General features: G+C 75.1%; 13 protein-coding genes and 1 tRNA gene. 6 read left to right on the top strand and 8 right to left on the bottom strand.

What is annotated here, in order from left to right:
* Positions 1–4 precede the first annotated feature (4 nt).
* Positions 5–397: a hypothetical protein gene (locus FB458_RS00930; RefSeq protein WP_141845961.1), complete on the top strand. Its 393-nt coding sequence runs from the start codon at positions 5–7 to the stop codon at positions 395–397.
* Positions 398–419: 22 nt separating this feature from the next.
* Here FB458_RS00930 and FB458_RS00925 read toward each other — a convergent pair whose 3' ends face one another.
* From FB458_RS00925 to orn, 6 genes are all read right to left on the bottom strand, one after another.
* Positions 420–1,475 (bottom strand): FAD:protein FMN transferase, encoded by a 1,056-nt coding sequence (locus FB458_RS00925; protein ID WP_246060999.1) that lies wholly within the window; start codon positions 1,473–1,475, stop codon positions 420–422.
* Positions 1,472–1,684, bottom strand: coding sequence for a ferredoxin (locus tag FB458_RS00920; RefSeq protein ID WP_141845959.1), 213 nt, complete (start codon positions 1,682–1,684; stop codon positions 1,472–1,474). The genes FB458_RS00925 and FB458_RS00920 overlap by 4 nt, the downstream gene beginning before the upstream one ends.
* Complete coding sequence (locus FB458_RS00915) at positions 1,681–2,823, bottom strand: NADH-ubiquinone oxidoreductase-F iron-sulfur binding region domain-containing protein (RefSeq protein ID WP_141845957.1); 1,143 nt, start codon at positions 2,821–2,823, stop codon at positions 1,681–1,683. The genes FB458_RS00920 and FB458_RS00915 overlap by 4 nt, the downstream gene beginning before the upstream one ends.
* A complete protein-coding gene (locus tag FB458_RS00910) occupies positions 2,820–3,383 on the bottom strand; it encodes a ferric reductase-like transmembrane domain-containing protein (protein ID WP_141845955.1) in 564 nt (187 codons plus the stop codon). Before FB458_RS00910 ends, FB458_RS00915 begins: the two co-directional genes overlap by 4 nt.
* Positions 3,384–3,408: 25 nt before the next feature.
* A complete protein-coding gene (locus FB458_RS00905; protein ID WP_141845953.1) occupies positions 3,409–3,723 on the bottom strand; it encodes a hypothetical protein in 315 nt (104 codons plus the stop codon).
* Positions 3,724–3,882: 159 nt separating this feature from the next.
* The gene (orn, locus tag FB458_RS00900; protein ID WP_281286073.1) at positions 3,883–4,515 is read right to left on the bottom strand and encodes an oligoribonuclease; all 633 of its coding nucleotides are present in this window, start codon (positions 4,513–4,515) and stop codon (positions 3,883–3,885) included.
* A gap of 88 nt (positions 4,516–4,603) precedes the next feature.
* Between orn and FB458_RS00895 the strand changes: the two genes are divergently transcribed.
* Positions 4,604–5,764 (top strand): PrsW family intramembrane metalloprotease, encoded by a 1,161-nt coding sequence (locus FB458_RS00895; RefSeq protein WP_141845949.1) that lies wholly within the window; start codon positions 4,604–4,606, stop codon positions 5,762–5,764.
* A 17-nt stretch (positions 5,765–5,781) separates the two neighbouring features.
* Here FB458_RS00895 and FB458_RS00890 read toward each other — a convergent pair.
* Positions 5,782–5,854: transfer RNA gene (locus FB458_RS00890), tRNA-Arg, on the bottom strand.
* A 28-nt stretch (positions 5,855–5,882) separates the two neighbouring features.
* Entirely contained in the window at positions 5,883–6,260 is a 378-nt protein-coding gene (locus FB458_RS00885) for an iron chaperone (protein ID WP_141845947.1), read from the bottom strand.
* Positions 6,261–6,394: 134 nt separating this feature from the next.
* Here FB458_RS00885 and FB458_RS00880 point away from each other — a divergent pair, with 134 nt between their 5' ends.
* The 4 genes from FB458_RS00880 to ettA all read left to right on the top strand — a co-directional run bounded on the left by FB458_RS00880 (position 6,395) and on the right by ettA (position 12,293).
* Positions 6,395–8,107, top strand: a complete 1,713-nt coding sequence (locus FB458_RS00880) for a dynamin family protein (protein WP_141845945.1) — start codon at positions 6,395–6,397, stop codon at positions 8,105–8,107.
* Positions 8,104–9,801: a GTPase gene (locus tag FB458_RS00875; RefSeq protein WP_246060998.1), complete on the top strand. Its 1,698-nt coding sequence runs from the start codon at positions 8,104–8,106 to the stop codon at positions 9,799–9,801. The genes FB458_RS00880 and FB458_RS00875 overlap by 4 nt, the downstream gene beginning before the upstream one ends.
* A 135-nt stretch (positions 9,802–9,936) precedes the next feature.
* Positions 9,937–10,548, top strand: coding sequence for a single-stranded DNA-binding protein (locus tag FB458_RS00870; RefSeq protein ID WP_170185522.1), 612 nt, complete (start codon positions 9,937–9,939; stop codon positions 10,546–10,548).
* A gap of 62 nt (positions 10,549–10,610) precedes the next feature.
* The gene (gene ettA, locus FB458_RS00865) at positions 10,611–12,293 is read left to right on the top strand and encodes an energy-dependent translational throttle protein EttA (protein ID WP_141845941.1); all 1,683 of its coding nucleotides are present in this window, start codon (positions 10,611–10,613) and stop codon (positions 12,291–12,293) included.
* Positions 12,294–12,318: the final 25 nt, after the last annotated feature.

The raw sequence follows: 12,318 nt of genomic DNA, 5'->3' as shown, positions 1-12,318 counted from the left end.
CGTCGTGGCCGAGGTCGATCCCGAGGACGACTCGATCGAGCGGTTCGTCGTGTACCACTACCGCTACGACCCGCAGCGCTCCGAGCGCCGGAACGTGGTCGTGGCGGCGTACGACGACGCCGGCGAGTTCGAGGCCCGGGTCGACCACGAGAACGCACGGCTGAGGGGTCGAGCCGCCAGGGGCGAGAGGATCGACCCCCGCGAGCACATCAGCGGCACGGTCCTGCCGCCCGGCTACGCCCGGCTCGCCGCTCGGGCACGGCTGGTGCGGCGGGCCAACGTCCGGGGGGTGGCGCCCGGCCGTCGTCTGGACCGGCTGGAGCTGCCGGACTCGGTGGCCGTGCTCCGACCCGTCACCGAGCAGGACGACCCGGACGCCGCATCCCGCGAGAGGTGAGGGCCCGGCACCAGTAGGTCGGTCAGGCCGGGTCGGGCCAGCCGTGCGTCGTCGTGACGCGACCGTCGGCGCCGTCGAGCCGGGCGGGCACGCCTTGGGCGCCCAGCCACGCGGGCGCGGCCTCGCCGAGCACGATCGCCGCGGTCGACGCGGCGTTGGCCTCGACGCACGTGGCGCCGGCGCAGGACACCTGGGCCCACGTCGTCGGCGCGGTGTCGCCGGTGCGCGGGTCGAGCACGTGGTGTCGCAGCTCGGCACCGACCTGCCAGGTCCGCAGCCGCGTCGAGGAGGTCGCCAGTCCCTGCCCGGTCGTCGTGACCACCTGGCGTACGACGCCCTCGGCGTCGCGGACCCCGACCTCCCACCCGCCGGGCGGCACCTCGCCGCCGACCGCCACGTCGCCACCGAGGTTGACCAGGAACCCACCGGGGAGGCCCTCGGCCAGCCGGGCCGCGAGCAGGTCGGCGGCGTGGGCCTTCGCGGTGGCGCCGAGGTCGAGCAGGGTCCCGGCGGGGACGGTGAGGACGCGGCCGCGCAGGACGACGTCGCGCCACGTCACCGGCGGCTCGAGCGGGGCCAGCACGAGCCGGGGCAGGTCGGCCGCGTGGCGGACGGGGCGGGTCCGCGGCGCAGTGGCCATCGAGCGGGCGGGCGCCGGCGCGAGCGCCGGTCGTGCCGCGCGACGTCGTACGGACTCGAGGTCGTCGTCGTAGCCGGCGCGCTCCATCGCCCGCCCGAGGGTGGGGTCGACGAGTCCGTCGGTGAGCCGGGCGGCGTGCAGCGCGGCGGCGACGCAGGAGGCGAGCAGGGCCGAGACGCGGACGGTGACGGTGGCCAGCCCGGGCAGCGGCGCCAGCGCCGCGATACGCCGGACCTCCGAGTCCGCGCGGAACCGCGAGGCGGCGCGGTCGAGGTCGTCGACGAGGGCACGGGCCACCCGACCCGCCTCGGCGAGCGCCTCGGCCCGCGTGACGTGCACGCGGTGGTGGCAGCCGATGGCGTCGAAGGCCACCACCGGGTCCTCACCGATCCCGGTGTCACCGAGCGCGACCGACGGCCTCGCTGCGACGGCGGTCACGACGACCTCCGCGCGAGCAGCGCCCGCGCCGGGCAGAGCGTCACCGCGGTGGCGACGTGGGACGGGTCGGGCTCGACGCCGGCGTGGACGATCGGGTAGCCCCACTCGTCGAGGGTCACGGCGCCCTCGAGGATCCCGGCGCAGACCCCGTGCCCGGTGCAGGCCACCCGGTCCACGACGACGGCCGGGGCGGCGGGTCGGGGGCTCACGACCGGGCTCCGGTCGCTGGGGCGCCGTACCGGCAGGAGCCCTGACGGTGGGCGTCGACCTCGGTGGCGAAGACGCGCAGCGCGCTCGCGGCGTAGCCGGCGACGCCGTCGGGGAAGCGGCAGGCGCCGCGGCCCGGCAGCAGGCCGAGCCGCCCGCGCAGCCGGCGCAACCCCGCCGCGTCGAGCCAGCCGGCGGCGAGGTCGTCCAGGTCGTCGGCGACCGCGGGCAGGCCGAACATGCACGGCCCGCACTGGCCGGCGGACTCGCCGGCCGCCCAGCGCACGGTGGCGGCGACGTGCCGCACGGGGCACCCGCCGTCGGCGAGGACGTGGACGACACCGGGGCCGGGACCGATCCCGTACGGCGCCAGGCCCTGCCGGGACCACACGGCTCCCCGGGCCTCCTCCGCGCTCAGCCACCCCCCGCTGAGGCCACCGACGTTGATTCCCACGACGCGACCGGTCGGACCGCCCGCCGCCTCGACGAGGTCGCGGACGCCGATGCCGGCGGAGGTCTCGAGGACACCGGGGGAGGCGACGTCACCACCGACGGCGACCAGGCGCGGGCCCGGCTCGGCGACCGTCCCGACGGAGCGGAACCATGCAGCACCGCGCTCGGCGACCCCCGCGACGAGCCACAGCGTCTCGGCGTTGAGGACGAGGGTGGGCCGCAGCCGGCGTCCCTCGCTGTCGCGGCCACCGAAGGAGACCGGCTGGTGCTTGGTCACCGGCCGGGCCAGGCCGCCGTGCGCGAGCGCGACGAGCGAGCTCTCCTCGGAGGAGACGTAGCGGTGCGGCACCTCGAGGACGTCGAGGCCGGCCGCGTGCAGCCGGGCGGCGGTGCGCGAGTCGCGGTGCGCGGCCCAGCGGGCGGGACGCCCGCCGGTGACCAGAGCGGCGCCGCGGCGCACCTCGTCGAGCCGTTCGGCGACGAGCCACGCGTCCTTGCCGGCGCCGAGCTCGCCGTCGCAGCAGTTGACGACCATGTCGGCGCCGGAGTCCAGCGCGGAGCGCAGCTTGGTCGCGGTGCTGAACGACGCGCCGCCGCGGCCGGTCAGCCCGGCGGCCTCGAGCAGGTCGGCCAGGGCGGCGCGGTCGTGGCGGCCGGTGGCGCGGGCGAGGCCCGCGGTGGCGGTCACGACCACTCCTGCGCGAGGACGGCGGACCGGCGCTCGCGGTCGGGGTCGGTCGCGCCGACCCGCCAGACCAGCGCCGCGGCGCCGACGACGGCGCAGGCGATGGTCGTGCCGCGCAGCAGCGGCTCCGAGGACGTCCCGAGCGCGAGCCCGTGGATCAGCGCCATCGGCCAGAAGGCGTACGCCGCCCAGTGCACCGTGCGCCACGCGCGCTCCGGCAGGCGGTGGCGCAGCAGCGAGGTGGCGACGAGCGCGAGGACGATGTCGAAGGCGAGCGTGCCCAGCCCGACCCACGCCGTCTCGTAGCCGGACGTGAACGGCACCAGCGCGGAGACCAGGTCGATGTTGACGTAGGTCTCGGCGATCGCGGTCGCGATGTGCACGAGGAGGAAGAGGCTCGCGCCGAGGGCCAGGGAGCGGTGCAGGCCGATGACGACGGCCGAGCGCACCCCGCGCGGCGGGCGCCGGGAGGCGGTGAGCATGCCCAGCACGACGACGGCGGTCAGCAGCGTGATGCTCGCGACGCCGGTCGCCCGCGAGGCGTACCAGAGGATCTCGTTCACGGGAGGGCTCCTGTCCTGGTCCCGCTCAGGAGCCGCTGGTCTGCGACTGGCCCGACGAGGAGGACGACGAGCCCAGCGACCCGGTGCTGCCGAACCCCGAGGAGCCAGTCGAGCCGTTCGAGCTCGACGAGCTCGAGGACTGGTCGGACGAGGAGGACGTCGTGCCGCCGGTCGTCCCGGACGTGGTGCTCGAGGAGGTCGTCCCCGACGAGGCGACCGTCGAGGCGCTCGCGTCCGAGGCGAGGTGCAGGCCGACACCGCCGGCGACGAGGGTGGCGGACAGCAGCACGCCGGCGGTCCAGCGGCGGGTGCTGCGCAGGGCGCGGGGGGTGGCGGGCATGGCGGGCTCCTGAGGGGGCGGCGCTCGCGCGGTGCGAGCGGCTTCAGGAACGATGCTGGGCGCGCTGTCTTGGCGATTCCTTTGAAGGCCCCCTGCCCGGGGGATGACCTCCCAGAAACCTCTGAGAAAGCGTCAGGGGTCCGCGTCAGGACCCCGAGGTCAGGACTCGGCCGGACCGACCGCGTGCTGCGCGGCGAGCGCGCGCGCGGTCGCCGAGTCCGGTCCCGGCTGGGGGACGAAGACGGCGGCGCGGTAGTAGCGCAGCTCGGCGATCGACTCGCGGATGTCGGCGAGCGCACGGTGCCCGCCGTGCTTCTTCGGCGCGTTGAAGTAGGCCCGGGGGTACCAGCGCCGGGCCAGTTCCTTGACCGACGAGACGTCGATGATCCGGTAGTGCAGGTGCCCCTCGAGCCGCGGCATGTCGCGCGCGAGGAACCCGCGGTCGGTGGCGACGGTGTTGCCGCCGAGCGGCGCCTTGCGCGCCTCCGGCGCCCACTGGGCGACGTACTCCATCACCTGGTCCTCGGCCTCGGCGAGGGTGACGCCCTTGTCGAGCTCGGTGAGCAGCCCCGAGGTGGTGTGCATCGTGCGGACGAAGTCGTCCATCTGCTCCAGCGCCGCCGCGGGCGGCTTGACGACGACGTCGACGCCGTCGCCCAGCTGGTTCAGCTCGAAGTCGGTCACGAGGACGGCGACCTCGACGAGCGCGTCGCGCTCGAGGGACAGGCCGGTCATCTCGCAGTCGACCCAGACGATGCGGTCGGTGCCGGCGCGGTCGGTGGACTGGCTCACGGGGACACAGTAGGGCGCGGCGGGGGTGGCGTCCGGCAGCCCCGCGGTGCCGGACGCGCCGTACGGGGTCCCACTAGGCTCCGTGGGCATGTCGACAGGGGACCCGCGGTGGAGCACCGCCGGCAACGTCACCTCCCGTCCGACGGTGCGTCGCGTGCTGCTGTACGGCGTCGTCGTCGCCCTCTTCCTGCTCTGCTGGGCCGTGCTGGGCCGCGTGTTCAGCACCGGGTTCGGGCTGCAGACGACGGTGCTCGCCGCCCTGTTCGCGGCCATCCCGCTGCTCGTCGTCATCCCGACCTACCTGTGGATCGACCGCTACGAGGCCGAGCCCAACCGCTACCTCGCCTTCGCCTTCCTCTGGGGGGCGCTGTGCGCGACGGTCGGTGCGCTCTTCCTCAACACGTTCTTCTCCATCGCCCTCGTCCTGCTGGGGGAGGGGCAGGAGCAGGCCGACCTGCTCGGCGCGACGGTGAGCGCGCCGATCGTCGAGGAGGGCCTCAAGGGCCTCGGCATCCTGCTCATCGTCCTGGTGCGGCGGCGCCAGTTCGACGGCATCGTCGACGGGATCGTCTACGCGGGGATGGTCGGCGCGGGGTTCGCCTTCACCGAGAACATCCTCTACCTGGGGCGGATGTACGCCGAGTACGGCACCCAGGGCCTGACCGCGCTGTTCCTCCTGCGCTGCGTCATGGGGCCGTTCGCGCACCCGCTGTTCACGTCGATGACCGGGATCGGGCTCGGCGTCGCCGTCTCGCTCGTGCGCACCCGCGGGACGAAGGTGCTCGCCGGGCTGGCCGGGTACCTCGCCGCGGTGGGTCTGCACGCGCTGTGGAACCTCAGCGCCTCGACCGGCAACCTGCTCGGTCTCTACGTCCTGGTCCAGGTGCCGATCTTCCTCGGGTACGTCGCCACGCTGGTCTGGGCGCGCACCCGCGAGGGCCGCCAGATCCGGCTCTACCTGTCCCAGTACGCCGACGCCGGCTGGCTCGGCCACCAGGAGGTCGCCATGCTCGGGTCCCTGCCCGCCCGGCGCAACGCCCGGACCTGGGCGCGCGCCACGGGCGGAGCGCCGGCGCTGGCGTCGATGAAGGCCTTCCAGGACGCCGCCTCAGACTTGGCCCTGCTGCGCTCGCGGATCGTCCGCGGCGTCGCCGAGCCGCAGGCGCAGACCCGCGAGCGCGAGCTGCTCGACTCGCTCGTCGCGCACCGGGCCGCCTTCACGGGGACGGCGGCCTTCGCCCGGCGCTGACCCGGACCCGGGTACGGCGCCCCCGGCAGGACTCGAACCTGCAACCTGCGGATTAGAAGGCCGCTGCACTATCCGTTGTGCTACGAGGGCTGGTGGCGCGTCGCGCCGACCGCGCAGTCTAGGCGCCCGGCGGGTCCGCGTGCCCGCTGCCGACGTCTGCGCCGGTGCGCTCCGCGGCGAGGGCGGCGGCGACCCGGGCGACGAGGTCCAGCGGCAGGTCGTCGTACGGGAAGCGGAGGGTGCCCTTGCGGGCGCGGTACGGCGCCGTCTCCTCGGCGAGCGCCTCGGGGACGGGGTAGAGCGAGAGGTGCTTCGCCCACGCGCCCCAGTGCACGGGAACCCGGCCGTCGACCGCGACGGCCGGCATCGCGTAGGCGATCGTCTCGACGCCGCCGGGGACCGCGTCGAGGACCGTGCGACGCACCTGCTCGGCGACCGTCCGGCGCGGCTCGGGCAGCGCGGCGACGTACGCGTCGACGTCGGCCGGGCCGGGCATGCCCGGATCGTCCCACCCGGGTGGCGCGGCGGACAACGGGGCAGAGGGCCCGACATGCGAGGATCGGGCGACCAGAGCCGCCCCGACGGTGCGTCGGTTGATGGGGAAGCGCGGCTGTTGGGAGGATTCGGGGCATGACGGGGACGGCGACGGCGACACGGGAGGCCGAGGCGCTGCTGGCCGCCGTCCGCGCCCTGCGGGGGACCGTCGCGGCGTCCGCGTTCCCGGTCCCCACCGCCTCGGCCGCCGCGGCCACCCGCACCCGCGACGAGCTGGTGCACCAGCTCGACGACTACGTCCTGCCGAGACTGACCTCGCTCGACGCGCCGCTGCTGGCCGTCGTCGGCGGCTCGACGGGGGCGGGGAAGTCGACCCTCGTCAACTCGGTCGTGGGGGAGCGGGTCACCACGCCCGGCGTCCTACGCCCCACCACCCGCTCACCCGTCCTCGTCCACGCCCCGGACGACCGGGCCTGGTTCGCCGACGACCGGGTGCTGCCCGCGCTGCACCGGGTGAGCGGCGCCGACGCCGTCGAGGGCACCGACTCGCTGCGGCTCGTCGCGGCGCCGACCCTGCCGGCCGGCCTCGCCCTCGTCGACGCGCCCGACATCGACTCCGTCGTGGCGGCCAACCGGGCGCTGTCGCGCCAGCTGCTGGCCGCCGCCGACCTGTGGCTCTTCGTCACCACCGCGGCCCGGTACGCCGACGCCGTGCCGTGGGACCTGCTGCACCAGGCCCGCGAGCGCGGGACGGCCGTGGCGGTCGTCCTCGACCGCGTCCCCGCCGAGGCGGTCGACGAGATCCGCGACCACCTGGGCGCGATGCTCGCCGAGCAGGGCCTGCAGCGCACCCCCGTCTTCACCGTCGTCGAGGGCCTGGGCGACGATGGGGCGCTGCCCGAGGAGCAGGTCGGCCCGCTGCGCTCCTGGCTCGTCGCGCTCGCCCACGACCAGCACGCGCGGCACGAGGTCGTCCGGCAGACCCTCCAGGGGGCGCTGGCCTCGCTCGACGCCCGGGTCACCTCGCTGGCGGCCGCCGCGCGAGAGCAGGACGCCGCGGCCGCCGAGCTGCACGACGTCACCGCCACCGCCTTCGCGGCCGCCGCCCGGTCCGTCTCCGACGGGATGGGCGACGGGCGGCTGCTGCGCGGCGAGGTGCTGGCCCGGTGGCAGGAGTTCGTCGGCACGGGCGAGTTCTTCAAGCAGGTCGAGTCGACGGTCTCGCGCGTGCGCGACCGGCTCGTCGGCGCCCTCAAGGGCCGCGCCGACCGCGCCGACGGGCTCGGCGACGCCCTCCAGGGCGGGGTCGCCACGCTCGTGCGGGCCGAGGCCCAGGGGGCGGTGTCGAGCACGACCGCGCGCTGGCGGGCGCTGCCCGGCGGGACCGACGTCCTCGAGGCCGACCCCGCTCTGTCGCGGCCGTCGGACGACCTCGCCCGGCGGGTCGAGTCGCTCGTGCACGACTGGCAGGGCGACGTCCTCGACCTCGTGCGCACCGAGGGCCAGGACCGGCGCACCCGCGCCCGGGTGGCGGCGTACGGCGTCAACGCGCTCGGGACGGTGCTCATCCTCGTCACCCTCGCCACCACCGGCGGCCTGACCACCGCCGAGGTCGGCATCGCTGGCGGGACGGCGGTGCTCGGGCAGCGGCTGCTCGAGGCGATCTTCGGCGACCAGGCCGTGCGCACCCTCGCCGAGCGCGCCCGTCGCGCCCTCGTCGCGCGGGTCGAGACGCTCTACGCGCAGGAGCAGAGCCGGTACGACGCCGCCGTGGCGGCGCTCGCCGTCCCCGCCGGCCAGGACGCGGCGCTGACCGCCGCCGTGGACGCGGTGCGGGAGGTGCGGTGAGTCCGCTGCTCATGGGCTCGCGCACGGCGCCGGCCCCCGACCCCGGCGTGCTGCTCGCCCGCGCCGGTGACCTCGCCGCGGCCGTCGTCGACGGCGGGGCCCAGCTGCCGCCCGAGGACGCCGGCGCCGCGCAGGAGGTCGTCGAGAAGGTCCGCGACCGGGTCCGGCTCGGAGACGGACACGTCGTCGCCGTCCTGGCCGGGGCGACCGGCAGCGGCAAGTCGTCGCTCTTCAACGCGCTCGTCGGCCACGACGTCTCGCCGGTCGGGGTGCGCCGACCGACGACGTCGACCCCCGCGGCGGCCGTGTGGGGCGACGCCCCCGCCGCGGAGCTGCTCGACTGGCTGGGCATCGAGCGGCGGCACGGCGTCGACCCGACCGACCGGCTCGGCGGCGTGGTCGGTTCGCTCGACGGGCTGCTGCTCGTCGACCTGCCCGACCTCGACTCGCGCGAGACCGCGCACCGGCTCGAGACCGACCGCCTGCTCGAGCGGTGCGACGTCTTCGTCTGGGTCACCGACCCGCAGAAGTACGCCGACGCGGTGCTGCACGACGACTACGTGCGCCGGCTCGCCGACCACGAGGCCTCGATGCTCGTCGTGCTCAACCAGGCCGACCGGCTCGGCGGCACCGACGACGTGCGGGCCTGCCGCGACGACCTGCGCCGGCTCCTCACCGACGACGCGGTCGAGCCGACCGCGGTCCTCACGACGTCGGCGGTGACCGGCGCGGGCGTCGACGAGCTGCGTCAGCGGCTGGCCAACACCGTCGCCGGCCGCGCCGTCGTCCACCACCGCCTCGCCACCGACCTCGGCGGCGCCGCCCGGGCGCTGCGCCGTGGGGTCGGTGACACCGAGCCCGCCCTGGAGGGGGAGGCGTCCTACGGCGGCCTCGTCACCGCCCTCGGACGGGCCGCCGGGGTGCCGGTCGTGCTCGACGCCGTCGAGGCCGACCACCGGCGGGCCTCGCTCGCCCGCACCGGCTGGCTGTTCACCCGGTGGCGGCGCCACCTGTCCGCGGACCCCCTGACCCGGCTGCGCCTCGGTGTCGGCGCGATCCCCGGGGTCGCCGGGCTGCGCGGGGAGGACGTGCGCGGCGACGTCCGCGCCCTGCTCGGCCGCTCGTCGCTGCCCGCCCCGTCCGCGGGCGCGCGCTCGGCCGTGCGGCTGGCGACGACGGACCTCACCGACCGGGCCTCGCAGGGGCTGCCGCTGCGGTGGGCGCAGGCGGTGCAGGACACCGCGTCACCGGACCGCACCCGGCTGGAGGAGCGCCTCGACCGGGCGGTGACGGGGACCTCGCTGCGGGTGCCCGACCCCCTCTCGTGGCGGGTGCTCGGCGCGCTGCAGTGGGGGCTCGGCGCTGCCGCCGTGCTCGGGCTGCTGTGGGCGCTGGCCGTGTTCGTCGTCGCGTGGTTCCGGCTCCCCACCCTCCCGGGCGTCGACCTGGGGCCGCTGCCGCTGTGGCTCGTGCTGCTCGTCGTCGGCGTCGTCGGTGGGCTGGGGCTCGCCGCGCTCGGGCGGGTGCTGGCCGGGCGGGGCGCCGTACGACGACGCCGGCTGGTCGCTCGGCGCCTCGACGAGGCGGTGGGCGAGGTCGCCGTCGAGCAGGTCGTCGACCCGGTGCGGGCGGTCCTGGCCCGGCACGCCCGGGTGCGCACGCGGCTGGACTCGGCGCTGCCCGACCCCCGCTGACCGGCGGCGACCCGCGTCGAGCGGCGCCGTCGTCCACAACCCCCGGGGGTCGGGCGGTCGTCCACAGGGGTCGGTTCGCCGGCCGCCGGCCGGGGGGCGCTGCTGCCGATGCTGGTCCCGTCACCACCACGGGTGGTGACGGACCACGACGAGCAGCAGGAGCAGCAGATGAACGAGAGCTTCGTGACGGTGTGCGGCAACGTCGTCGCCGACCCGCAGAGCCGCACGACCAAGCAGGGCAAGGTCTTCGCGTCCTTCCGGGTCGCCTCGACGACCCGCCGCTACGACCAGGGCCTGGGCGCCTTCGTCGACGGCAGCACCAACTTCGTCAACGTCGTGGGCTTCAACGCCCTCGGCGCCAACGTCATGGGCAGCCTCAAGAAGGGTGACCCGGTCATCGTCTACGGGCGGCTGCGGGTCAACCAGTACCAGGCGACCGACGGCACGCCGCGCACCTCGGTCGAGGTCGACGCCCACGCGGTGGGGCACAACCTCACCCGGGGGCTCAGCGCGCTGACCAGGCTCGGCCGGCCGCAGGGCGAGCCGGTCGACCGGCTCGCGGACCCGGTGATCACCGGGAGCTTCGACGACGACGCGGCGCAGCCGGTGGACCCGGGGCCGGACGTGGCGGACCTCGAGGAGGCGCTCGACGGCGACCCGTGGGCGACCGGCTCGGGCACCGCGTCGTCCGGCGAGCTGCGCGAGGAGGACGCCGACACGGACGCGTACGTCGTCACCCCGGGCTGAGCCCGGGGGCCCGCGAGGCCCGCGATTGGGTGGGGCCGCGACGCGTCGATAGCCTTGACGTCATGCCCGAGTTCATCTACGTCATGACCAAGGCGCGCAAGGCGCACAACGAGAAGGTCATCCTCGACGACGTGACGATGTCGTTCTACCCGGGGGCGAAGATCGGCGTCGTCGGTCCGAACGGCGCGGGCAAGTCCACGATCCTCAAGATCATGGCCGGCCTCGACCAGCCCTCGAACGGCGAGGCGCGTCTCGCGGCCGGCGCCAGCGTCGGCATCCTGCTCCAGGAGCCGCCGCTCAACGAGGAGAAGACGGTCCTCGGCAACGTCGAGGAGGGTGCGGGCGAGATCAAGGCCAAGCTCGACCGCTACAACCAGATCTCCGTCGAGATGGGGGAGCCGGACGCCGACTACGACGCCCTGCTCGCCGAGATGGGCACCCTCCAGGAGGAGATCGACCACGCCGACGCGTGGGACCTCGACACCCAGCTCGAGCAGGCGATGGACGCGCTGCGGTGCCCGCCGCCGGACGCCGACGTCACCGTCCTGTCCGGTGGTGAGCGCCGCCGCGTCGCCCTGTGCAAGCTGCTCCTGCAGAAGCCCGACCTGCTGCTGCTCGACGAGCCGACCAACCACCTGGACGCCGAGTCGGTGCAGTGGCTCGAGCAGCACCTCGCCTCGTACCCGGGCGCCGTCCTGGCCGTCACCCACGACCGGTACTTCCTCGACAACGTCGCCCAGTGGATCGCCGAGGTCGACCGCGGGCGGCTCTACCCCTACGAGGGGAATTACTCGACCTACCTGGAGAAGAAGGCCGAGCGCCTGACGGTCCAGGGCAAGAAGGACGCCAAGCTCCAGAAGCGCCTCAAGGACGAGCTCGAGTGGGTGCGCTCGAACGCCAAGGGTCGCCAGGCCAAGAGCAAGGCGCGCCTGGCCCGCTACGAGGAGATGGCCGCGGAGGCCGAGCGCACCCGCAAGCTCGACTTCGAGGAGATCCAGATCCCGCCGGGCCCGCGCCTGGGCTCGACCGTCATCGAGGTCAAGGACCTCAAGAAGGGCTTCGGCGACCGGGTTCTCATCGACGGGCTGTCCTTCTCGCTGCCGCGCAACGGCATCGTCGGCGTCATCGGCCCCAACGGCGTCGGCAAGACCACGCTGTTCAAGACCATCGTCGGGCTCGAGGAGCCGGACGGCGGGTCGGTCAAGGTCGGCGAGACGGTCGACATCTCGTACGTCGACCAGGGTCGTGAGGGCCTGGACCCGAAGAAGAACCTCTGGGAGACCGTCTCCGACGGGCTCGACTACATCAAGGTCGGCCACGTCGAGATCCCGTCGCGGGCCTACGTCTCGCAGTTCGGCTTCAAGGGCCCGGACCAGCAGAAGCCGACCGGGGTGCTCTCCGGTGGCGAGCGCAACCGGCTCAACCTCGCCCTCACCCTCAAGCAGGGCGGCAACCTGCTGCTGCTCGACGAGCCGACCAACGACCTCGACGTCGAGACCCTCGGCTCGCTGGAGAACGCGCTGCTGGACTTCCCGGGCTGCGCGGTCGTCATCAGCCACGACCGGTGGTTCCTCGACCGGGTCGCGACGCACATCCTCGCCTACGAGGGCACCGAGGAGAACCCGTCGTCGTGGTACTGGTTCGAGGGCAACTACGAGTCCTACGAGGCCAACAAGGTCGAGCGGCTCGGCCCCGACGCGGCCCGCCCGCACCGGGTCACCCACCGCAAGCTCACCCGCGACTGAGCCACCGGCGCGCGCCGGACGCAGA

The sequence above is a fragment of the Lapillicoccus jejuensis genome (assembly GCF_006715055.1).
Taxonomy (GTDB): Bacteria; Actinomycetota; Actinomycetes; order Actinomycetales; family Dermatophilaceae; genus Lapillicoccus; species Lapillicoccus jejuensis.
Note: the sequence above shows the minus strand (reverse complement) of the source record. Positions and strands in the feature narration are given on the sequence as shown.

Coding starts and splice junctions, on each gene's coding strand:
- FB458_RS00905 (WP_141845953.1), bottom strand. CDS start 3,723: ATGCCCGCCACCCCCCGCGCCCTGCGCAGCACCCGCCGCTGGACCGCC.
- FB458_RS00895 (WP_141845949.1), top strand. CDS start 4,604: ATGTCGACAGGGGACCCGCGGTGGAGCACCGCCGGCAACGTCACCTCC.
- FB458_RS00885 (WP_141845947.1), bottom strand. CDS start 6,260: ATGCCCGGCCCGGCCGACGTCGACGCGTACGTCGCCGCGCTGCCCGAG.
- FB458_RS00880 (WP_141845945.1), top strand. CDS start 6,395: ATGACGGGGACGGCGACGGCGACACGGGAGGCCGAGGCGCTGCTGGCC.
- ettA (WP_141845941.1), top strand. CDS start 10,611: ATGCCCGAGTTCATCTACGTCATGACCAAGGCGCGCAAGGCGCACAAC.